This window comes from Bradyrhizobium sp. (assembly GCF_027451485.1).
GTDB lineage: Bacteria > Pseudomonadota > Alphaproteobacteria > Rhizobiales > Xanthobacteraceae > Bradyrhizobium.
Genome location: NZ_DAIDJE010000206.1, coordinates 18,918 through 39,034 on the forward strand (window position 1 = coordinate 18,918; position 20,117 = coordinate 39,034).

At 62.7% G+C, this 20,117-nt stretch carries 19 protein-coding genes; 10 read left to right on the forward strand and 9 right to left on the reverse strand.

From position 1 onward, the window contains the following. Nucleotides 1-26 precede the first annotated feature (26 nt). The 3 genes from NEZ08_RS23885 to NEZ08_RS23895 all read left to right on the forward strand — a co-directional run bounded on the left by NEZ08_RS23885 (nucleotide 27) and on the right by NEZ08_RS23895 (nucleotide 2,078). Nucleotides 27-764 carry a molybdopterin-binding protein gene (locus NEZ08_RS23885; protein WP_298112643.1) on the forward strand — a complete coding sequence of 246 codons (738 nt, stop codon included), beginning with the start codon at nucleotides 27-29 and terminating at the stop codon, nucleotides 762-764. 44 nt (nucleotides 765-808) lie between these two features. Continuing rightward, the gene (gene gpt / locus NEZ08_RS23890) at nucleotides 809-1,333 is read left to right on the forward strand and encodes a xanthine phosphoribosyltransferase (protein WP_298112646.1); all 525 of its coding nucleotides are present in this window, start codon (nucleotides 809-811) and stop codon (nucleotides 1,331-1,333) included. 67 nt (nucleotides 1,334-1,400) lie between these two features. Next, on the forward strand, nucleotides 1,401-2,078 hold the full coding sequence (locus tag NEZ08_RS23895; protein WP_298112648.1) for a hypothetical protein: 678 nt from the start codon (nucleotides 1,401-1,403) through the stop codon (nucleotides 2,076-2,078). A gap of 60 nt (nucleotides 2,079-2,138) precedes the next feature. On the opposite strand, the gene NEZ08_RS23900 is transcribed toward NEZ08_RS23895, so the two are convergent. After that, complete coding sequence (locus NEZ08_RS23900) at nucleotides 2,139-3,161, reverse strand: methionine synthase (protein ID WP_298112651.1); 1,023 nt, start codon at nucleotides 3,159-3,161, stop codon at nucleotides 2,139-2,141. Between the two features lie 142 nt (nucleotides 3,162-3,303). Here NEZ08_RS23900 and NEZ08_RS23905 point away from each other — a divergent pair, with 142 nt between their 5' ends. From NEZ08_RS23905 to NEZ08_RS23915, 3 genes are all read left to right on the forward strand, one after another. Next, the gene (locus NEZ08_RS23905; RefSeq protein ID WP_298112653.1) at nucleotides 3,304-4,008 is read left to right on the forward strand and encodes a glutathione S-transferase N-terminal domain-containing protein; all 705 of its coding nucleotides are present in this window, start codon (nucleotides 3,304-3,306) and stop codon (nucleotides 4,006-4,008) included. Between the two features lie 139 nt (nucleotides 4,009-4,147). Continuing rightward, nucleotides 4,148-4,759 carry a 2-hydroxychromene-2-carboxylate isomerase gene (locus NEZ08_RS23910; RefSeq protein ID WP_298112655.1) on the forward strand — a complete coding sequence of 204 codons (612 nt, stop codon included), beginning with the start codon at nucleotides 4,148-4,150 and terminating at the stop codon, nucleotides 4,757-4,759. A 157-nt stretch (nucleotides 4,760-4,916) separates the two neighbouring features. Beyond that, on the forward strand, nucleotides 4,917-5,891 hold the full coding sequence (locus tag NEZ08_RS23915) for an NADPH:quinone oxidoreductase family protein (RefSeq protein ID WP_298112838.1): 975 nt from the start codon (nucleotides 4,917-4,919) through the stop codon (nucleotides 5,889-5,891). Between the two features lie 145 nt (nucleotides 5,892-6,036). On the opposite strand, the gene NEZ08_RS23920 is transcribed toward NEZ08_RS23915, so the two are convergent. The 8 genes from NEZ08_RS23920 to NEZ08_RS23955 form a co-directional block, all read right to left on the reverse strand. Further along, nucleotides 6,037-6,927 (reverse strand): crotonase/enoyl-CoA hydratase family protein, encoded by an 891-nt coding sequence (locus NEZ08_RS23920; RefSeq protein WP_298112657.1) that lies wholly within the window; start codon nucleotides 6,925-6,927, stop codon nucleotides 6,037-6,039. 82 nt (nucleotides 6,928-7,009) lie between these two features. Continuing rightward, entirely contained in the window at nucleotides 7,010-8,431 is a 1,422-nt protein-coding gene (locus NEZ08_RS23925) for an amidase (RefSeq protein ID WP_298112659.1), read from the reverse strand. Nucleotides 8,432-8,497: 66 nt separating this feature from the next. Further along, a complete protein-coding gene (locus NEZ08_RS23930; RefSeq protein ID WP_298112662.1) occupies nucleotides 8,498-9,661 on the reverse strand; it encodes a M20 aminoacylase family protein in 1,164 nt (387 codons plus the stop codon). A 4-nt stretch (nucleotides 9,662-9,665) separates the two neighbouring features. After that, on the reverse strand, nucleotides 9,666-11,201 hold the full coding sequence (locus NEZ08_RS23935) for a M81 family metallopeptidase (protein WP_298112664.1): 1,536 nt from the start codon (nucleotides 11,199-11,201) through the stop codon (nucleotides 9,666-9,668). Nucleotides 11,202-11,270: 69 nt separating this feature from the next. Beyond that, the gene (locus NEZ08_RS23940; RefSeq protein WP_298112667.1) at nucleotides 11,271-12,902 is read right to left on the reverse strand and encodes an ABC transporter ATP-binding protein; all 1,632 of its coding nucleotides are present in this window, start codon (nucleotides 12,900-12,902) and stop codon (nucleotides 11,271-11,273) included. Beyond that, on the reverse strand, nucleotides 12,899-13,783 hold the full coding sequence (locus NEZ08_RS23945) for an ABC transporter permease (RefSeq protein ID WP_298112670.1): 885 nt from the start codon (nucleotides 13,781-13,783) through the stop codon (nucleotides 12,899-12,901). The genes NEZ08_RS23940 and NEZ08_RS23945 overlap by 4 nt, the downstream gene beginning before the upstream one ends. 16 nt (nucleotides 13,784-13,799) lie before the next feature. Next, nucleotides 13,800-14,741 (reverse strand): ABC transporter permease, encoded by a 942-nt coding sequence (locus tag NEZ08_RS23950; RefSeq protein WP_298112673.1) that lies wholly within the window; start codon nucleotides 14,739-14,741, stop codon nucleotides 13,800-13,802. A gap of 291 nt (nucleotides 14,742-15,032) precedes the next feature. Next, the gene (locus NEZ08_RS23955) at nucleotides 15,033-15,503 is read right to left on the reverse strand and encodes a DoxX family protein (RefSeq protein ID WP_298112676.1); all 471 of its coding nucleotides are present in this window, start codon (nucleotides 15,501-15,503) and stop codon (nucleotides 15,033-15,035) included. Nucleotides 15,504-15,598: 95 nt separating this feature from the next. Here NEZ08_RS23955 and NEZ08_RS23960 point away from each other — a divergent pair, with 95 nt between their 5' ends. From NEZ08_RS23960 to chrA, 4 genes are all read left to right on the forward strand, one after another. Next, complete coding sequence (locus tag NEZ08_RS23960; RefSeq protein WP_298112679.1) at nucleotides 15,599-15,901, forward strand: PadR family transcriptional regulator; 303 nt, start codon at nucleotides 15,599-15,601, stop codon at nucleotides 15,899-15,901. A 132-nt stretch (nucleotides 15,902-16,033) separates the two neighbouring features. After that, a complete protein-coding gene (locus tag NEZ08_RS23965) occupies nucleotides 16,034-17,497 on the forward strand; it encodes a multicopper oxidase family protein (protein ID WP_298112682.1) in 1,464 nt (487 codons plus the stop codon). A gap of 191 nt (nucleotides 17,498-17,688) precedes the next feature. After that, nucleotides 17,689-18,873, forward strand: coding sequence for an MFS transporter (locus NEZ08_RS23970; protein WP_298112685.1), 1,185 nt, complete (start codon nucleotides 17,689-17,691; stop codon nucleotides 18,871-18,873). A 13-nt stretch (nucleotides 18,874-18,886) separates the two neighbouring features. Then, on the forward strand, nucleotides 18,887-20,116 hold the full coding sequence (gene chrA, locus NEZ08_RS23975) for a chromate efflux transporter (protein ID WP_298112687.1): 1,230 nt from the start codon (nucleotides 18,887-18,889) through the stop codon (nucleotides 20,114-20,116). The last annotated feature ends 1 nt before the right edge of the window (nucleotide 20,117 follow it).

A 20,117-nucleotide genomic window follows, 5' to 3' on the forward strand; every position in this document is an offset into this window, starting at 1 on the left:
AGAGACAGGTGAGGCAAGGAGAAAATATGAGTGAGATCGTCACGGCGGGAATCCTTGTCATCGGCGACGAGATCCTGTCCGGCCGGACCAAGGACAAGAACATCGGCTTTATCGCCGAGTACCTCACCAATATCGGCATCGACCTCAAGGAAGTTCGCGTCGTGCCTGACGAGGAGGTAGAGATCATCAATGCGCTGGATGCATTGCGGCATCGCTACACTTATGTCTTTACCACCGGCGGCATCGGCCCGACCCATGACGACATCACCGCCGACAGCGTTGCGAAGGCATTCGGCGTCGGCATCGATCACCATCCGGAGGTGGTGGCGCGGTTTCGCGAGCGCTGGGGCGATGCCGACCTCAACGAGGCGCGGCTGCGGATGGCACGCATTCCGGATGGTGCGGAACTGATCCAGAGTGCGACCATCCTCGCGCCCGGATTCAAGCTCGGCAATGTCGTCGTGATGGCCGGCGTACCGACGATCATGCAGGCGATGATGGACATCGTCGCGCCGAAGCTGAAATCCGGCGTGCGGATGCTGTCGGAAACCGTGCGCGCCAACGCGCGCGAAGGCGACATCGGCGGACCGCTTCGCGCCATTGCAGAAGCCCATCCCGACACCATCATCGGCAGCTATCCCTTCACCGACGAGGACCGGAAGCCCAATACCCACCTCGTGGTGCGTTCGCGCGATCCGGAAAAGCTCGCGGCTGCGATGGCCGCCGTGAAGGAAATGCTGGCTGGACTGAACGTGGTTCGTTAGGCCGGCACAGGACGGCTTTTGTTCGGTAATACATAGGATCATCCATGGCGCAGCATCCGGAACTCAGTGCGCAGGAGCGGGCCGGAAAGCCTTTTCCGGTCTCATGGGACCAGTTTCACCGCGATTGCCGGGCGCTGACCTGGCGGCTCAATGAGGTCGGCCCGTTTCATGCCGTCATCGCCATCACCCGCGGAGGGCTGGTGCCGGCGGCGATCGTGGCGCGTGAACTCGGTGTGCGTATCATCGATACCGTCTGTATCGCGAGCTACTCGCATACGACGCAGGGCGACCTGAGGGTGTTGAAGGGCGTCTCGGCTGACACCCAAAACCTCGGCGAAGGCACCGGCAAGGGACTCCTGATCGTCGACGACCTCGTCGATACCGGCAGGACCGCAGCCCTGGTGCGCCAGATGTTGCCGGACGCGCATTTCGCCACCGTCTACGCCAAGCCGAAAGGTCGCCCGCTGGTCGATACTTTCATCACAGAGGTGTCGCAGGACACCTGGATTTTCTTTCCCTGGGACACCGCGCTCTCGTTCCAGCCGCCGATCCGCGACGGCGCGGCGTGAGTCTCGCCGTCATTCCGGGTTCTCGCTTCGCGAGCCCCGGAATGACGCAGAGTAGGTGGATAGATCCATGCCGCTGCAAAACCGCGTGCTGCCGACCGGCGAGATCGTCGCCATCCCCGAGCGCGGCATGTTTGTCGGCAATCGTGGCATCATCCACCAGCCTGCGACGCGGACGATCCTGAAGCGGCGCTGGTCGACCCGCGCCTGGATCACCTGCGTGCTGGAATTCCGCGGCCGCCGCCGCAAGGTTTGGCAGCGGCGGAGCTGGACGGAACTGTTCTTTCTCGACGAGGCGACGTCCCTCGCGGCGGGACATCGACCCTGCTTCTATTGCCGGCGCGAAGATGCCAAGCGATTTCGCGCCGCCTGGGAGAAGGGCAATCGAACGAGCAATGTGCTGGCGCCCGACATGGATGCTGCGCTCCACGGTGAGCGTCTCGCCAGCGGCAAGAAGCTGCATCCCTTGCCGATGCCGCTGGAGCAGCTGCCGGACGGTGTGATGGTGCAGGCGGGACAGCAGAGCTTTCTGATTGCCGGCGGCAAACCGCTGCTATGGACGCCCGCGGGATATCGCGCGGTGAGCGGCAGCCTCAAGGATGCAAAGCTCCTGACGCCGCCCTCGACCGTGCGTGCGATTTCGGCCGGCTATCGGGTGGTGATTCATGAGAGTGCGGGGAAGCTCAACGCTGGCCGTCATTCCGGAGCGCGTGAAGCGCGAGTCCGGAAACCATCAAGCCGCAATTGACCAGGAGAAATGGATTCCGGGCTCGCACCTATCGGTGCGCCCCGGAATGACGGCCTCAGCCTAGCCCAATCTCTGCCGTGCGAGCTTCGCACCAGCGCCGAGCGCCATCAGCTTGGCCTCGGCAATATCGCGCCGCATCGGCGCCATGCCGCAATTGGTGGTCGGGATGATGTCGCTCTTCGGCACGACTTTGGAGACGGCTTCAATCACGGCGACGACGTCCTCGGCGGTTTCGACCTGGTCGTTGGCGACATCGATCACACCGGCCTGGATCTTCTTGCCTTTCAGAAGCCCGAGAATTTCAAGCGGCACCTTCGAGTTCCGGCATTCGATCGCGACCTGGCCGATGGTGCTCTTGGCGATCGACGGAAAGAATTCCTCATATTGCCGCCACTCGCTGCCGAGCGTCTCTTTCCAGTCGGTGTTGGCCTTGATGCCGTAGCCGTAGCAGATATGTACGGCGGTGGCGCAGGTGAGGCCTTCGGCGGCGCGCTCCAGCGCCTTGATACCCCACTCGTTGACCTCGTTCATGTAGACGTTGAAGGCAGGTTCGTCGAACTGGATCAGGTCGACGCCGTCGGCCTGCAACGCCCTGGCTTCCTCGTTGAGCAGTTCGGCAAAGGCGAACGCCATCTTGACGCGGTCGCCATAATATTGGTCGGCGATCGTGTCGATGATGGTCATCGGGCCGGGCATGGTGAATTTCACCTTGCGAGTGGTGTGAGCACGGGTGACGCGGGCTTCGTCCGCATGCACTCGGCCCTTGAGCTTCAGCGGCGCCACGACCTGCGGCACCATCGCCTTGTAGCGATCGTTGCGGATTCCCATCTCGACCTTGTGGGCGAAGTCGATGCCTTCGACCTTTTCCAGAAAGCCGTGGACGAAATGTTGCCGCGCCTGTTCGCCCTCCGTGACGATGTCGATGCCGGCATCCTCCTGGAGTTTCACCGCGAGCAGGGTCGCGTCGCGCTTGGCGCGGGCGAGTTCGTCGCCCTGCGATTTCCACGGTGCCCAGAGTTTGTTCGGCTCGGCGAGCCATTCGGGCTTGGGCAGGGACCCGGCGATCGTGGTCGGAAACAGCATGTTGGCGTGTCCTCTGACTTTGAAACTCTGTTGGCCCTTCTAATGCCATGCCCGGCGGGCGAGGTACATGGCTAATCAGGATATGGCCTGCAACCAAAGCAGGGGATAAGATGGCTTCCTCGCTCCCTCTCGCGGAAATCCCATGATCGACCTTTATTACGCGCCGACGCCAAACGGCTGGAAAATCTCGATCATGCTGGAAGAACTTGGCATTCCCTATACGGTCAAGCCCGTGAACATCCGCGCCGGTGAGCAGTTCAAGCCGGAGTTTCTTGCGATCAGCCCGAACAACCGCATTCCGGCAATCGTCGATCATGCGCCGCCCGACGGCGGCGGGCCGTTCTCGGTGTTCGAGACCGGCGCGATCCTGATCTATCTTGCCGACAAGACTGGTCGCTTTTTGCCGACCGAGATGCGCGCGCGGTCGGCCGTGATGCAATGGGTGATGTGGCAGATGGGTGGGCTCGGCCCGATGCTTGGCCAGCACGGGCATTTTGCGCTCTATGCGCCGGAAAAGATACCCTATGCGATCCAGCGCTACCGCGATGAGGCGGCGCGGCTCTATCACGTGCTTGACATCCAGCTCGGCAAGAGCGGCGCCTATATCGCGGGGCGCGACTATTCGATCGCCGACATCGCCTGTTTTCCATGGACCATGACCCACAAGGCGCAGGGCTTTACCCTCGACGACTACCCGAACGTCAGGCGCTGGTACGCTGACGTGCGCGCCCGGCCGCAGGTGCAGGCGGGGCTTGCAATCGGCAAATTCGTCAAGGAGCCGTTCGACGAGGAGGCGCGCAGGAACATGTTCGGCCAGCGCGCCAGGGAAATGACGGAAAGGAAATAGCGGTCGTCATTCCGGCACGCGCCGCGAGGCGCAGGCACGGAATTCATTCCTCGGCACGGTCGGTTGTTCATTGGATTCCGGGCCCGCCGCCGCCCGTCGCCCCGGAATGACAGAGAGAAACGTAGACAAGGAAACCCCCATGATCGAGTTCTTCTTCGACTGTTCGAGCCCTTGGACCTATCTCGCCTTTCACAACATCCAGCCGCTGGCGCGGGAGTTTGAGGAAAATATATCGTGGCGGCCAATTTTGGTGGGCGGCATCTTCAACACCATCAATCCGAGCGTCTATGCGCGGCGCGAAAATCCGGTGCCGGCCAAAATCGCCTACGACAAGAAAGACATGGCGGACTGGGCGCGCCTGGCGGACCTGACCATTTTGATGCGGCCCAAGGTGTTTCCCGTGAACAGCGTGAAAGCAATGCGCGGCTGCATCTGGCTGGGCAAGGACATGCTGCCGTTTGCGCGCACGGTGTTCCAGATGTACTGGGGCGAAGACCAGGACATCTCGCAGGATACTGTGCTGAGCGAAGCGTGCCGGCGCTGCGGCATCGACGCTGAGGCATTTTTCGCCGGCATCGGTCGGCAGCCGATCAAGGATCAGCTCAAGGCCAATACTGACGAGGTGATGGCGCGCGGCGGCTTCGGCTCGCCGACGATCTTCCTTGATAAGACCGATATGTATTTCGGCAACGATCGTCTCCCGCTGCTCCGCGATGCGCTTTCGCGGCGAAAGGCCGGCGCAGTCCGATGACGCGAATGCTCCAATCCGAATGTTCGCATCCCGCCCCAATTGCCATTGCGAACGTTCGAATGAGAGCGTCATTCGCCAATATAATAATCTACGAGCGGTTTCGGATTTGGCATTCGCCATGAGAACAAGCGGAAAAGTTGAAGCGAATGTCAGATCCATTCCTCGAGCGGTTGTCTGCCGCGAACTCGGGCCGCCTGAAAAATTGCGGCTGGAGACGTTTGCTCCAAGGGTGCTTGCGCCAGGCGAAGTGCGCGTGGCTATCCGCGCGGCCGGCATCAATTTTCCCGACATCTTGATGTCAGCCGGCGAATATCAGCTCAAGCCGGACTTGCCGTTTACGCCGGGAGTGGAAGCGGCGGGCAGCGTCAGTGAGATCGCCGATGGAGTAGAAGGTATCGCGATCGGCGACCGCGTCATCGCCAGAATGCGGCACGGCGCCTATGCGGATGAAGTCATCGTGACGCCGTCGCAACTGGTAAAGCTTCCGCCTGACTTCCACTATGCAGAGGGGGCGACGTTCCTGGCTGCGCATGGCACGGCCTATCATGCGCTTGTCGACCGCGGGCAGCTCAGGCGCGGCGAAGCGCTGCTGGTTCACGGCGCCGGCGGCGGCGTGGGTCTTGCTGCAGTCGAGGTCGGCAAGCTCCTGGGCGCGACCGTGATAGCGGCGGCTTCATCGGAGGAGAAACTTGCGGTAGCCAAGACGAAAGGCGCCGATCACCTTGTCCTCTACGCGCGCGAGCCGTTCTGCGACGCGGTCAAGCGTATCACGGAGGGACGCGGCGCCGATGTTGTGTTCGATCCGGTCGGCGGCGAGGTTTTCGAAAACAGCCAGCGCTGTATTGCTTTTGGCGCGCGCATGCTGGTGATCGGCTTCACCGGCGGCATTGGCCTCGCCCGCACCAATCTCCTGATGATCAAGGGTGCGAGCGTGCTTGGCGTTCGCGCCGGCGAAGCAGCGCGGAAGAATCCCGCGCTCGGCGAGGAGCGGCTGAGGACGCTGCTTGCGTGGGCGGCGGGAGGACACGTGCGCCCGCACATCTCGCATCGTTTGCCGTTGGAAGACTACGCGAAGGCCATGCGACTTCTGATCGATCGCAAGGCGATCGGGAGAGTTGCGTTGGTGACGTAGCGCCGTAGCGTAGGCCAAGCGAGCGTGCCTACCATGGCCGCGTTCCATGAAAGAGAGTGGCACGTCGCTGACGGTCCTTTTCACACCCCTCAGCTGCCTTCGTTATACCCGGTTTTCATCGCACCACTTCGCGGGTGACGACAGTTCATTCATATTGCCGTTCATCCCACCATGGGAAATAGTCCGGCATGTCCGACGACACCTTGTCCTTGAAGTGCGCAGGCCGCTTCTCCAGGAACGCCGTCACGCCTTCCTTGACATCGCCGGATCGCCCGCGGGCATAGATGCCGCGACTATCTATCTTGTGCGCTTCCATCGGATCGTCGGCGGCCGAAAGGCGCCACATCATCTGCCGGATCAGAGCGACCGACACCGGGGCGGTCTTGCTGGCGATCTCGCGCGCCAGGCTGCGTGCGGTGGCGAGCAACTGATCCGGCGCAACGACTTTGCTCACAAGGCCTCCCGCAAGCGCCTCCTGCGCCGGAAATACGCGCCCGGTAAAGCACCATTCCAGCGCCTGGCTGATGCCGACAATGCGCGGCAGGAACCAGCTCGAAGCCGCTTCCGGCACGATGCCGCGCTGGGAAAACACGAAACCGAACCTGGCATCTTCCGACGCGATGCGGATGTCCATGGCAAGCTGCATGGTGGCGCCAATGCCGACCGCCGCTCCATTCACGGCCGCGATGACAGGCTTGAGGCATTTGAAGATGCGCAGGGTCACCTGGCCGCCGCCGTCACGAACGTTTGCATCGCTGTAATCGACCCGGCCGTCCGCGAGGCGCTTGATCGGACCCCGCTTCGCGTCGCGATCGAAAGTATCTGCGCCGGATGAAAGATCGGCGCCGGCGCAGAACGCGCGGCCTGCGCCGGTGACGATGATGGCCCTGACCTCGTCGTCCTTGTCGGCCGCATCGAAGGCTTCGATCAGCTCGTGCAGCATCGTGGCGTTGAAGGCGTTGAGCTTGTCGGGTCGGTTCAGCGTGATGGTGAGGATGTTGTCGGCAACCTCGTAGGTGATGGTTTCATAAGCCATGCGATGTCCTCCCGACCGTCATGGCCGGGCTTGTCCCGGCCATCCACGTCTCTTGGCTTTGTGTAGAAGAAAGAAGCCGATGTTATTTTCCCGGCATGCTCGGCCACAGCCGTTGCGGGCCGCGCAGGTTCTCGAACGTTTTCGCCATCGCGAGCACGCCGAGGTCATCGAAGCGGCGGCCGACAATCTGCACGCCGATCGGAAAGCCTGTTGCGTCATAGCCGCCGTTGATCGAGATCGCCGGATTCTCTGCCATGTTCCATGGCACTGTGTAGCAGATGTGCTCGAACGGGTGCTCGGGATCATTGAGGGGGGCGGCAAGCTCGGCCGCAAATTTCACCACCGGCGAAACCGGTGAGATCAGATAGTCGATATCGGAAAAGAGTTTGGCAGCGCCGGCGCGCATCGCCATGGTGGCGTTGAAACCCCTGATGACATCGATGCCCGAGAGTTTTGCGCCGGCTTCGGCCCATTTGAGGATGTAAGGCAGCGTTTTGCCGCGCTGGTCCGGCGCCAGTTTCGAAAGATCGTCCCACGCCCGGGCGCGCCAGAAACTGTCCAGCCCGTCGAGCATCTCGCGCGTCAGGATGCCCTTGACTTCGCTGACCACGGCGCCGGCGGCCTCAAAGGCCTTTGCGGCCTTGACGGCCACGTCGCGCACCTCTTTCTCCAGCGCCTGGCCGACGCCAAGATCGAGCAACAGCCCGATGCGCAGCTTGCGCAAGGGCTTGTCTAGCGCCTTCCAGTGAATGTCATTGGGCGGCAGGCTCATGCCATCGCGGCGATCGGGCTTTGCGATCACGCTCATCATCAGCGCGGCGTCATCGACGGTGCGCGTCATCGGGCCTGCGACGCGGCCGACATAAGGCGGATCGATCGGCACGCGCCCGAGGCTCGGCTTCAGGGCGACGATGCCGCACCAGCACGCCGGCAGCCGCACCGAACCGCCGATATCGGTTCCAAGATGCAGCGGGCCGTACCCGGCGGCCGCCGCCGCACCGGCGCCCGCACTCGAACCGCCGGGATTCTGCCTGATGTCCCATGGATTGCGGGTGAGGGGGTGGAAACTGGAAAGCCCCGACGACAGCATGCCGAAATCCGGCATCGTGGTCTTGGAAAAGATGATCGCGCCGGCCTCGCGCAACCGCGCGGCCGGCGGCGCGTCGGCCTCGGCCGGCACGAGTTTGGTGGTCGCCGTGCCGAGCGGAACCGGCGTGCCTTTGGTTGCGATATTGTCCTTGATGGTGACGGGAACGCCATCGAGCGGACCTGCCGCTTCGCCGTTTGCCCATCGCTCGGTAGAAGCCTGGGCAGCTTTCCGCGCGCCGTCCGGATCGAAGGCGTAGAGCGCCTTGATGTGCGGCTCCCAGCCTTCGATATGCTCTAGCACCTCATCGAGCACTTCGCCCGGCGAGAATTGCCGCGCGCGAAAACCCGCGATCATGTCGACGGCGGAAAGATCATGCAGGGCCGTTACGGCGTCAGTGGTTTCTTCATCGCTCATGGCAGCTCCTTGCAGACGCTTGGCGAACCCGCGGCCAGATAGGCGGCAAACGTCAAAATCACTCCACTAGCCAGCGGGCAGGCGCGCTTCAACGATGCGGGCAAACACGCTCGCGCCGATCGGCAAAATCTTGTCGTCCAGCGTGTAGCCGGGATTATGCACCGGCACCGAGCCGTCATGGCCGAGCCAGAAATAGGCACCGGGCACGGCGTGCAGCATATCGGCAAAGTCTTCGCTGCCCATTTTCGGCTTGGCGCGTGTCAGGAACTTGGCAGGATCGATCACGCTACGGGCAACGTCTGCCACCACCTTGCAGTGCTCCTCGCTGTTGACCAGCACGCTGAAGATATCGCGGATGTCGACCTTGATCTCGACGTCGAAGGCGGCGGCGAGGCCGGCACAGAGGTTGCGCATCCGTTCGCGGATCAGCGCACGCACCTCGTCGGAGAAGGCGCGCACGGTGCCGGCAAGCCTGGCCTCGCCCGGAATCACATTATAGGCGGACCCCGCGTGGATCTGCGTAATCGAGAGCACAGCGGCCTCGTTCGGCGAAACGTTGCGGCTGACGACGGTCTGCAACGCCTGGCCCAGCGACATTGCAATCACGACAGGGTCCTTGGAGCGCTCCGGCATGGCACCGTGGGCTCCATAGCCGTTGATCGTGATGTCAAAGAAATCAGCCCCGGCCATGGCAGGCCCGGGGAGCACGGCGAGTTCGCCATGATCGAGGTCGGGGGCATTGTGGAGGCCGTAAATTTCGTCGCACGGAAATTTCTCGAACAGGCCGTCCTTGATCATCGCGCGCGCGCCGCCAAGGCCTTCCTCGGCCGGCTGGAAGATGAAGTGCACGGTGCCGTCGAAATTCCGCGTCTCTGCGAGATAGCGCGCCGTCCCGAGCAGCATCGTTGTGTGGCCGTCGTGACCGCATCCGTGAAAGCGACCGGGAATGGTCGAGCGCCATTTCAGGTTGGTGTTCTCTTCCATCGGCAGCGCGTCCATGTCGGCGCGCAATCCGATGCGCTTTTTGCCGTTGCCTTTGCCCTTGAGTACGCCGACGACGCCGGTGCCGCCGAAGCCGCGATGAACCTCGACCCCCCATTGCGTAAGCTTTTCGGCCACGATGCCGGAGGTGCGGACTTCCTCGAAGCCGATCTCGGGATGGGCGTGCAGGTCCCGCCTGATGGCGGTGAGTTCGTCGGCAAAGCGCTCGATGCGGTCGATCGTGGGCATGATGTCATCCGGTCGCGGTGGAATGAAGCGGTGAGGAGTGAGGCGCGGTGAAGGCAGGACCGTTCGGCTTAAGTCGAATGCCGGAACGCAGTCTGGTCCAGGGCAGGGAGGCCGGGTCCGCAGGCATCGCACCGGGGGCGGCGCAGATCAGCAATCTTTCTGCGATCGGCTCGAAGTCGGCGCGGAAATGCACCGAACTCTTGTTCACCAGGATCGCCTGTTCGGTCGGCTCGATTCCGACATAGCGGAACATCGCCTGGTCGGCGAGCTGTGCTTTATGCGAACTCACGACCACGCGAATGCCGTCGATCCGCAAGCAGGCTGATGGCCCCATGTCCATGTCGCGGCCGCCGAAATAGGGGCCGGGCGCCACGAATTTTCCGTCGGAGAGTTTTTCTACGGTGAAGGTCGCCTCAAAGGGCGCATCGCCCGGAATACCTGACTTGCCGCCGAGGGATAGCTTGAGCGAAGCGCCGACGCTCGCCTCGTGAGCGGCCTTGGCAGAGGCCGGATCGTAGATTACGCCGATTGCCGCGTGCGTGGCGTGGTTGCGGACAAGCGCCCGCAGCATGCCGGTCGTGTCGGAGTCGCCGCCGGCACCGGGATTGTCCTGGGTATCGGCAATGATGATGGGTTTGCGCGCAGCCTTCGACAGTTCCATGGCGAGTCGCACGCCTTCATCAGGCGAGTAGATGCGGCCGTCGAAATCCTTTTCATGGCCTTCGATCAGACCCGCGAGCTTGTCCACCGCGGCCTGCGCGTCGCGCTTGGTCTTTCCGTAAGCAAAGACGCTTGGCCCGCAATGGGCGAAATCGGCGGCCGGAAAGCCGGGACAAAAGGAGAGCGTCGGCACGGCCTCGCTCTGCATGTCGGCGAGTTGCTCGTAAATGGCCTTGCTTGGAAAATCGCTGGTGCACTGCCAGCTGATCGGAATCAGAAACGGCAATTGCCGGAACGCTTTTTCGAAGTGCTGGCCGTTCTGCAGCAGCAGGGCGAGGTGCCGCGCGGCGGCGCGGCCGGTATCGGCCATGTCGACATGCGGATAGGTGCGGTAGGCGATCAGTGCATCTGCGTGATGCACCATGTCTGGCGTGACATTGGCGTGCAGATCGAGGCTCGTGACGAGCGGTAGTTCGTCGCCGATCACCTGCCGCACCCGCCGCAGGATTTCGCCTTCGCCGTCGTCGAAATGCTCGGCTACCATCGCGCCATGCAGGTCGAGATAGACCGCATCGAGCCGCCCGGCGCCGGCGAGGCCCTCGACGATCACCTTCGCGATGCGCTCATAGGCGTCCTTCGTGACATGCGCGCAGGGGCTGGCGGCGGCAAAGATCGTCGGCACCAGTTCCCAGCCGAGCGCCTCCGCTTCGCCGATGAAACCGGCAAGCCCGACGTTGATGTTGCGCATCACCTTGAAGACGTCGGTGCCTCGTACCATCGCAGGCCAGCCGCCGCCATGGACGAAATCGGCATAGCTCGCCTTGGTCGGCGCGAAAGTGTTGGTCTCGTGCAAAAAACCGCCGACGGCGATACGGGGCATGCGTGGTTCCTCAGCAGTCATTCCGCGATTCGCCGGCAGGAGCAGACCCGGAATTTGGATCTGACAACGCTAGCCGACAATCGGCCGGAAGTTCGCAAAATCCCATCCGCGTCCGGGCGCGGCGTCAAGCAGGCTACGGGTATAGGCCTGTTGCGGTTTTGTGAGGACTTGCATGGCCGGCCCCTGTTCGACGATGCGGCCGTGCTGCATGACCGCGACGTCGTCGCAGATTTGCGCCGCGACGCGCAGATCATGGGTGACGAAGAGGATTGCGACACCAAGTCGCGCCTGGAGCTGGTCGAGCAATTCGAGGACCTGCGCCTGAACGGAGACGTCCAGCGCCGAGACAGCCTCGTCTGCCACCATCACGTCGGGATCGAGCGCAAGTGCCCGCGCGATGGCGATGCGCTGTCGCTGTCCGCCGGAAAACTGATGCGGGAAACGCGCGACGGAATCCGGCGGCAAGCCGACCAGCTCGAGCAGCTCGCGCGCTTTCTCCAGCGCCCGCGGGCGCGGCATGTGATAGTTGATTGGGCCTTCGGCGATGGTTTCACCGACGGTGATGCGCGGATTGAGCGATCGATAGGGATCCTGGAAGACGATCTGGATCTTCTTGCGATGCGGCTGCAACAGCTTTCGCGACAGGTCGGATATTTCGCGATTTCCCAGGTGAACCGTCCCGGAGGTCGGATCGATCAGACGGACGATGCAGCGGGCGACGGTCGATTTGCCTGAGCCGCTTTCGCCGACAATGCCGAGCGTGCGGCCCTTGCGCAGCCTGAGCGTCACCCCCTGGGCTGCGGTCACTTCGCGCGAGCGCCGAAACGCCGAGCTTTCGCGGTAAATTTTCGAAAGGTTGTTGGTTTCAAGCACGATCGGCTCGTGTGATTCCGGCCGCGGCGCGCGCGGCACCAGCGACGGCACCGCTGCGAGGAGATTGCGGGTGTATTCTTGCGCCGGCGCACGCAGGATGGCCTGAAGCGGTCCGGTCTCGACCAGCTTGCCCCGCCGCATCACTGCGACACGGTCGGCGATTTCCGCGACCACGCCCATATCGTGGGTGATAAAGAGCACTGCGGTGCCGTGGTCGCGTTGCAGGTCGCGGATCAAGCCCAGTATCTGCTTTTGCGTGGTAACGTCGAGCGCCGTGGTCGGCTCGTCCGCGATCAGGAGCTTCGGTTCCAGCACCAGCGCCATGGCGATCATGATGCGTTGACGCTGGCCACCTGACAGGCGATGCGGGTAGGAGGCAAAGATCCGTTCGACCTCCGGCAGCCGCACTTGTTCCATCATCTCAAGGATGCGCGTGCGCCGCGCGCGCTTGTCGAGCCTGGTATGCGTGCGCAGGACTTCGTCGATCTGCCGTCCGACCGGCACTACAGGGTTGAGCGCGGTCATCGGCTCCTGAAAAATCATCGCCATCGTGGTGGCGCGCAGTTGCCTCAAGCGCCGGTCGCTTGCGCCAATCAGTTCCTCTCGGGCCAGTTTGATGTGGCCGCCGGTTGCCGCGAGCGTGCCCTTCGGCAACAGTCCCATCACGGCCAACGAGGTGACGGATTTTCCCGATCCGCTTTCGCCGACGAGGCACAGCGTCTCGCGTTCGTGCACGTCGAGGCAGACGCCATCGATGACGCGATCGGCATCGGGGTTTTGTCCAAGGCTGACGACGAGGTTTTCGATCGCGAGAGCAGGCGAGGTCACTTGCTCGCCTCCCGCTGCTTCAGGCGGGGATCGAGCGCGTCGCGCGCGGCATCGCCAATGAGGTTGACCGAAAGGATCGTGATCGAGAGAACGAGCCCGGGCCAGAAGATCAGGGAGGGCTTGATCTGAAAGAAACTGCGTCCCTCGGCCATGATGTTGCCCCAGCTCGGGGTTTCCGGGCTGATCCCGGCGCCGAGAAATGACAGGATCGCTTCGGTCAAAATCGCCGACGCGCAAACATAGGTGCCTTGCACGATCAGGGGGGCAATGGTGTTCGGCATCAGATGCCGCCACATGATCTTTGGCAGGGACGATCCGAGCGAGATCGCGGCCTCCACATAGGGCTCCTCGCGCGCCGACAGCACGACGGAACGGACCAGCCGCGCCACGCGCGGAATCTCCGGAATGGTGATGGCGACCATCACGGTCATCAGGCTGGCGCCGGAGAGCGAAACAACGGCAATCGCCAGCAAAATACCGGGGATCGCCATCAGCCCATCCATGATCCGCATCATGACGGCGTCGATCCATTTGAAGAAGCCGGACACCAATCCGATAGCAAGCCCGATGCCAACGCTGAAAACGGCGCTGCCAAGACCGACCAGCAGCGAGATGCGTCCACCATAAAGGATGCGTGACAGCAGGTCGCGACCATAGCCGTCGGTGCCCAGCAAGAATTGCGCGCTGGCCGGCTTCAGCCGCTGGGCGGGCGTGAGCAGCAGCGGATCGTGCGGGGCGAGCCAGGGCGCGAGGATCGCCGAGAGCGTTATGAGAGCAAGACACACGACGGCGACGGTGATGATCGGCGTTGCGGTCAGGAATGTCCCCCGCACAGGCGTCGTGATCGGAATGGAGGGCTCTGGAAGGGTCTCGATCGCCATCGGATTTCTTTGGGCCTCAGTAGCGGATTCGGGGATCGAGCAGGGTGTAGGCGACATCGATCAGAAGGTTGACGCCAAGATACACGCCCGAGGTCAGTAGGATCAGACCCTGGATGACCGGATAATCGCGAGACAGCACGGCATCGACGGTGAGACGGCCGATGCCAGGCAGGTTGAACACGCTTTCAGTGACGACGACCCCGGAAATCAGGAGCGCAAATCCGGTGCCGATCACGGTGATGACCGGGACGGCGGCGTTGCGCAGGCCGTGGCGCAGCAGCACGCCGGCCTCGCTGATGCCCTTGGCGCGCGCCGTGCGTACGTAATCTTCGCCCAGCACGTCCAGCATGGAGGCGCGGGTCATGCGTGCGATCAGCGCGACATAGATGAACGACAGCGTCACCGTTGGCAGGATCAGCCGTTCGAGGAACGGGCCGAAGCCCTTGGCGATGCTGCGATAACCCTGGACCGGCAGCCAGCGCAGATCGATGGCAAAAATCTGGATCAAGACATAGCCGATGACAAACACCGGAACCGAAAACCCGACCACCGACAATCCCATCACGAAGCGATCGATCAGGGTGCCGCGTTTCCAGGCGGCGATCACCCCGAGCGGCACGGCGATCACAACCGACAGCACGATGGTTGAGATGGCGACCGCAATCGAGGGCTCGATGCGCTGGCCGATCAGCGTCAGCACCGGTTTGTGGGAGGAGAGCGAGGTGCCGAGATCGCCGTGGAGGAGACTGCCGATCCAGGTGAAGAACTGGGTGTAGAGCGGCTGGTTCAGCCCGAGCGAAATACGGATGTGCTCGAGCTGCTCGGGCGTAGCGTTGTCGCCGGCGAGAATCGCCGCGGGGTCGCCGGGCGTCAACCGCAGCAGCAGGAACACGAACAGTGCGACCACGCCCATCACGGGAATGGCGGCGAGCACCCGGCGCATCAGATATCCGAGCATGCAGCCTCTAAAGTTGTCTGGCCTTCAGCGGAGCGAAGCGCCGACGCCGTCCGGAACTTGTCCGGGACACTCTGGATTGCTTCGCTTGCGACCGCAATGACGGCGTTGGTTCTAGTAGCAAATGGCGTGCCACAGTGGCGGGTGGCTGATCATATTCTGTTTCGTTCTCGGCAATTGGCGTCGCGCAAATGCGCAAGACCTGTGGCTTCGCAGCGTCATGCACCCGGTGAGCGAATTTGACATCCGCTACGCGTTGGCCGAGGGCTGCGGCTGGTGATCGCGAGGCGTTTCTCAAGCCCGCATCCGGCCGTCGATTGACCAGCGTCCGGCGCCTACGATCAGCAGGTAGATGCATCCGAGCAGCATGACGAGATCGGTCCGTGCTTCATGCATCATGCTCCAAAACCCCGTACGCTTGATGTCCTTGGCGAGGTGGAACAGCCACACGTCGTGGCCGAGCAGGATCGGCAGCTTCGTCGAGGCGAGCGCGACGATCATGACAATGATCAACGGGACCGCGGCGAGTCGGGTAAGCAGTCCGACGATGATGAGAAGTCCGCAAATCGTTTCGACGACGCCGACGAACGGACCCATGAGGTCGGGAAAGGGAATCCCGATCCTGGCGAAACGTCCCGCGCCCAGAATGTCGGGGAATAGCAGCTTCTGAATGCCTTCCGGGAAAAAGACGATTAACCCGATCTGGAGCCGTATAAGGATCGTCCAGGTGGATGTCGTGACATCGAGGGCGCTGTTCCGGTCCATTGCTATATCCTTACGCTTGTTGAGCCGGGCAAAGAGATGGTTCATATGCTTTCGCCGGGAGGCGTGGACGTAATGGTCGATGAGGTCGCCTGTCGATGAAGTTCAAGGACCTGCTCAGCGGATTCGTCCGTCTCCATATCCTGCACCACGCCGCTGAACACGAGGTCTACGGCCAGTGGATGATCGATGAACTGGCCCGGCACGGCTACAAATTGAGCCCCGGCACGCTCTACCCCATGCTCCACGCGATGGAACAAAAGGGATATCTGCGATCCCGAAAGCAGCGGGACGGCCGCACCGTCAGGACCCTTTACCGCGCGACGGCGTTGGGGAAGCGGGCGCTCACGCTCGCCAGAACACGTTTGCGCGAGTTCACCGGCGAAGTGATGAAGGATTGACGGATTTCCCGTTTCCGATTGCATGATTCCGCTTGCGGGGCCGGCTGATAGTCGACTAACGATATCGAAATTCGATAGTGAAGGCTAAGGTGTTTGTTTCGCCGCTGCTTCACGAAACCGGGAGAGCCTCCTGTGCAGATCGACCGCCGCGCACTTCTTGCCTATGGCGCCATGCTTCCATTGGCTGGATCGGTATCCCGGCTCGCCCGTGCGGCCGAGTCGCCGACGGCGGGGGCAATTGAAAAGGCCGACCACACCTTGCGGATCGCCACGGGTCTGGTCGAATTGGCTCCGGATCACATCGTCTCGACAACGCTCTACAACGGCCAGTTTCCCGGACCGCTCCTGCGCTTCAAGGAAGGGCAGCGCACGGTCGTGGACGTCTATAACGACACGGACACGCCGGAACTGGTGCACTGGCATGGCCAGATGATCGGAAGCGATGTCGACGGGGCGGCAGAGGAGGGAACGCCCTTTATCGCGCCTCACGGCATGCGCCGGATCGCTTTTGTGCCCAAGCCGGCGGGCTTCCGCTTTTATCACACGCATGTTGTGGCCCGTGCTGATCTCAATCGCGGGACTTACACGGGGCAGGTCGGCCCGGTCTATATCGAACCGAAAAACGAGCCCGGAGCTTATGACCGCGAGGTCTTCCTGGTGCTCAAGGAGTTTGCGCCGTCGTTCAGCCGCGGCGGCGATATGGCGATGGACTTTCTCGCCGGCGAGCCGATCAAGGAGTTGCAGGAGACCGGCAAGAAGGCCGACGACGAGGCCAAGGAAAAGACCAAGGGCTTTGAGGTCGGCTACGACCTGTTCGCGATTAATGGCAAGATGCTCGGGCACGGCGAGCCCATTCGCGTAAAACGCGGCGAGCGCGTGCTGTTTCACGTTCTCAACGGAAGCGCCGGCGAGACTCGCAGCCTCGCGCTGCCAGGTCACTCTTTCAGAGTCGTGGCGCTCGACGGCAATCCGGTGCCGACGCCGCGGGACGTGCCGGTGCTCTGGTTGGGCACCGCGGAGCGCATCTCGGCCATTGTCGAGATGAACCATCCCGGCGTTTGGGTCATCGGCGACCTTGCCGATGATGACCGCAAGCGAGGCATGGGCATCGTGGTCGAATACGCCGGCTCCAAAGGCAAGCCGCAATGGACGAAGCCGAAGCCTTATCGCTGGGACTACACGCTGTTCGGCAAGCCGGGCGCGACGCGGGCAAAGCCGGACGAGACGATGGAATTCACCATCGTCAAGCATAACGCTGCGCTGAACGGCTTTAACGAGTGGACGCTGAACGGCAAGGCCTTCGCCATGGAGACCAGGAATCCGACGTACACGGTCCACGAAGGCCGCCGCTACCGCCTGAAATTCCGCAACGCGAGCGACGACATTCATCCGCTGCACCTGCATCGCCACAGCTTCGAACTGGTGAGTGTCGGCGGTAAGTCGACGGCCGGCGTCATCAAGGACGTCGTGATGGTAGGCGGATTCCAGGAGGTCGAGTTCGATTTCGTCGCGGACAATCCCGGAATGACGCTGTTTCACTGCCACCAGCAACTCCACATGGACTTCGGATTCATGTTTCTGTTCGGTTACGCATAGTGCGGCGAATTTGCAGCCCCTGTCGGGGTTGCTGCGAGTTCGCGATGGGAACTTCAAATCCAAGGTCGCACTACAAAACGGCAGGTTGCTAGAGCTCCGTTTGAGTCCGAACTTCGCATCAGATGCTGCTGCGATAGCTTGCGGACTTCGGAATCGGGGCTCTGGGCCTGAACCGACGACGGGAGTCATCCATGTCGGCGCAAGCACAGCCAGTCTGGTCGGCCAGCTCCGGCCTTGCCTTCGTTCTCCTGTTCGGTGCAGTTAACCTGTTCGCCGACATGACGTATGAGGGCGCGCGTAGCGTGACCGGTCCTTTCCTGGGAATGCTCGGCGCAACCGGCTTCATCGTCGGCACGGTAACCGGCTTCGGCGAGTTTCTCGGCTATGCGCTGCGGCTGGTATCGGGACGTTGGGCTGACTCCAGCCGTATGTATTGGCCGATCACGCTGGCTGGTTACGTCGTGCAGATGGTAGCAGTCCCCGCGCTGGCTCTCAGCGGAAGCTGGCCGATCGCGGCCGTCCTGATCCTGTTCGAAAGGATCGGCCGCGCCACGCGCAATCCGCCACGGGACGTCATGCTGGCTCAGGCCGGCGAGCAGATGGGGCGCGGTTGGGCGTTTGGGGTCAACGAAGCGATGGACCAGTGCGGCGCACTGATCGGCCCGTTGGCGATCGCGGGACTCCTTGCCTGGAAGGGAAACTTCCACCTTGCGTTCGCTTGTCTTGCGCTTCCTGCCATCATCACGCTTCTCCTCGTCTTCGGCGCCCGCTTCACCTTTCCAGATGCCGGCCGCATCGCAAGGGAGCCGCAGACCTCCCAGGTCGGTCGCTATCCGCCTGCCTATTGGTGGTATTGCCTTGGCGCAGGCTTGGTAGGCTTCGGATTCGCCGATTACTCGCTCATCGCCTTCCATTTGAGCAAGTCCCACATCGTGGCGAACGAATGGATACCGATCTTCTATGCGTTCGCGATGGGAGCCGGCGGGATCGGATCCCTCATTGTCGGCAGGCTTTTTGACCGGCTGGGTCTGTTTGTTCTTTTGCCGGTTACGATCGTGGTAGCTGTTTATGCGCCTCTTGCGTTCCTGGGCGGCTTTGCGCTTTCGCTGCTCGGCGCGCTGCTCTGGGGTATCGGGTTGGGCGCCCATGAATCGGTGATGCAGGCCGCTGTCGCGCATATGATCCCGCGGGAACGATTGGGGTCGGCGTACGGCGTCTTCGGCGCGATCTTCGGTATCGCCTGGTTCGCCGGCAGCGCGGCACTCGGCGCGCTCTACGATGTCTCGGTCGTTGCGATGGTCGCGGTCGCCGTCGTCGCGCAGTTGCTTGCCGTCGTGCCGATTGCAATCGCGGGGCGGCGCGTCAGGACGCATTGAACGCAGAGGGGGAATGGTGTCGACCACAACTCAAATCCAGCAAGGACGTCGTGTGGCCGGTTCGCCGCTCGAGGTCCTTCGCATTTTTGCCAAGCTCGGATTCAGCTGCTTCGGCGGCCCGATCGCCCACATCGGATATTTCCGCGACGAATTCGTCGTGCGGCGAAAGTGGATCGACGAACATGCCTTTGCCGATCTGGTCGGGCTGTGCCAATTCCTGCCGGGGCCCGCGAGCAGCCAGGTGGGCTTCTCGATCGGATTGATGCGCGCCGGCTACCTGGGTGCGCTCGCGGCCTGGACCGGCTTCACGCTTCCGTCCGCCGCGGCGCTCATCATCTTCGCCTACGGCGCCAGCGCGCTCAGCGGGCCGCTTGGGAGCGGACTGTTGCACGGCCTTAAGCTGACGGCCGTGGCCATTGTGGCGCAGGCCGTCCTGGGCATGGCCCGCAACCTTTGCCCCGACCGCGAGCGAGCGTCGATCGCAGTCGTCGCCGCGCTCATCATCCTGTTCAGTACGTCCTCGATCGCCCAGGTCGCAGCCATTGTTCTCGGCGGGCTGGCCGGACTGTGGCTGTGCCGCAGCGAAGCGACGGCGCCTTCCGGACACGTCGAACTTCCGGTGTCGCGCACCGTCGGTCTCGCCTGTCTCGCCGGTTTTTTCATCCTTCTGGCGGGACTTCCTCTGGTGCGCGGTCTTAGCGGGTCATCGGGTGTCGCCTTGTTCGAGGCCTTTTATCGTTCCGGTGCGCTGGTCTTCGGCGGCGGCCATGTCGTGCTGCCGCTCTTGCGCGAAGCATTCGTGACCCCGGGCTGGCTCAGCGATAACGCATTTCTCGCCGGCTACGGCGCCGCGCAGGCAGTGCCGGGCCCGCTTTTCACCTTCGCCGCCTATCTCGGGACCGTCGTATCTGCGGAGCCACACGGGCTTGCGGGTGCCGCGCTCGGGCTCCTCGGTATCTTTCTGCCGGGAATGCTGGTGCTGCTGGGAGTGCTTCCGTTCTGGGATTCCTTTCGCAAGCGCCCGAACGCACAGGCAATCATGCGCGGCGTCAATGCTGCCGTCGTCGGCCTGCTCGGGGCAGCCCTCTACAATCCGGTCTGGAGCACCTCGGTGAAAACGTCCGGGGATTTTGGCATCGCCCTGCTGGGCTTCGTTCTCCTGATTGCCTGGCGCGCTCCACCGCTGATCGTCGTCGCGATCAGTGCGGCCGGCGGTATCCTGCTGGCGATGACCGGAGCGTAGA

Excerpts from the sequence above, each read along its gene's own strand:
- NEZ08_RS23920 (WP_298112657.1), bottom strand. The coding sequence starts at position 6,927 with ATGGCTTATGAAACCATCACCTACGAGGTTGCCGACAACATCCTCACC.
- NEZ08_RS23945 (WP_298112670.1), bottom strand. The coding sequence starts at position 13,783 with ATGGCGATCGAGACCCTTCCAGAGCCCTCCATTCCGATCACGACGCCT.
- NEZ08_RS23910 (WP_298112655.1), top strand. The coding sequence starts at position 4,148 with ATGATCGAGTTCTTCTTCGACTGTTCGAGCCCTTGGACCTATCTCGCC.
- NEZ08_RS23905 (WP_298112653.1), top strand. The coding sequence starts at position 3,304 with ATGATCGACCTTTATTACGCGCCGACGCCAAACGGCTGGAAAATCTCG.
- NEZ08_RS23970 (WP_298112685.1), top strand. The coding sequence starts at position 17,689 with ATGTCGGCGCAAGCACAGCCAGTCTGGTCGGCCAGCTCCGGCCTTGCC.
- NEZ08_RS23885 (WP_298112643.1), top strand. The coding sequence starts at position 27 with ATGAGTGAGATCGTCACGGCGGGAATCCTTGTCATCGGCGACGAGATC.
- NEZ08_RS23930 (WP_298112662.1), bottom strand. The coding sequence starts at position 9,661 with ATGCCCACGATCGACCGCATCGAGCGCTTTGCCGACGAACTCACCGCC.
- NEZ08_RS23960 (WP_298112679.1), top strand. The coding sequence starts at position 15,599 with ATGAAGTTCAAGGACCTGCTCAGCGGATTCGTCCGTCTCCATATCCTG.
- gpt (WP_298112646.1), top strand. The coding sequence starts at position 809 with ATGGCGCAGCATCCGGAACTCAGTGCGCAGGAGCGGGCCGGAAAGCCT.
- NEZ08_RS23900 (WP_298112651.1), bottom strand. The coding sequence starts at position 3,161 with ATGCTGTTTCCGACCACGATCGCCGGGTCCCTGCCCAAGCCCGAATGG.
- chrA (WP_298112687.1), top strand. The coding sequence starts at position 18,887 with ATGGTGTCGACCACAACTCAAATCCAGCAAGGACGTCGTGTGGCCGGT.
- NEZ08_RS23950 (WP_298112673.1), bottom strand. The coding sequence starts at position 14,741 with ATGCTCGGATATCTGATGCGCCGGGTGCTCGCCGCCATTCCCGTGATG.
- NEZ08_RS23935 (WP_298112664.1), bottom strand. The coding sequence starts at position 11,201 with ATGCCCCGTATCGCCGTCGGCGGTTTTTTGCACGAGACCAACACTTTC.
- NEZ08_RS23895 (WP_298112648.1), top strand. The coding sequence starts at position 1,401 with ATGCCGCTGCAAAACCGCGTGCTGCCGACCGGCGAGATCGTCGCCATC.
- NEZ08_RS23955 (WP_298112676.1), bottom strand. The coding sequence starts at position 15,503 with ATGGACCGGAACAGCGCCCTCGATGTCACGACATCCACCTGGACGATC.
- NEZ08_RS23925 (WP_298112659.1), bottom strand. The coding sequence starts at position 8,431 with ATGAGCGATGAAGAAACCACTGACGCCGTAACGGCCCTGCATGATCTT.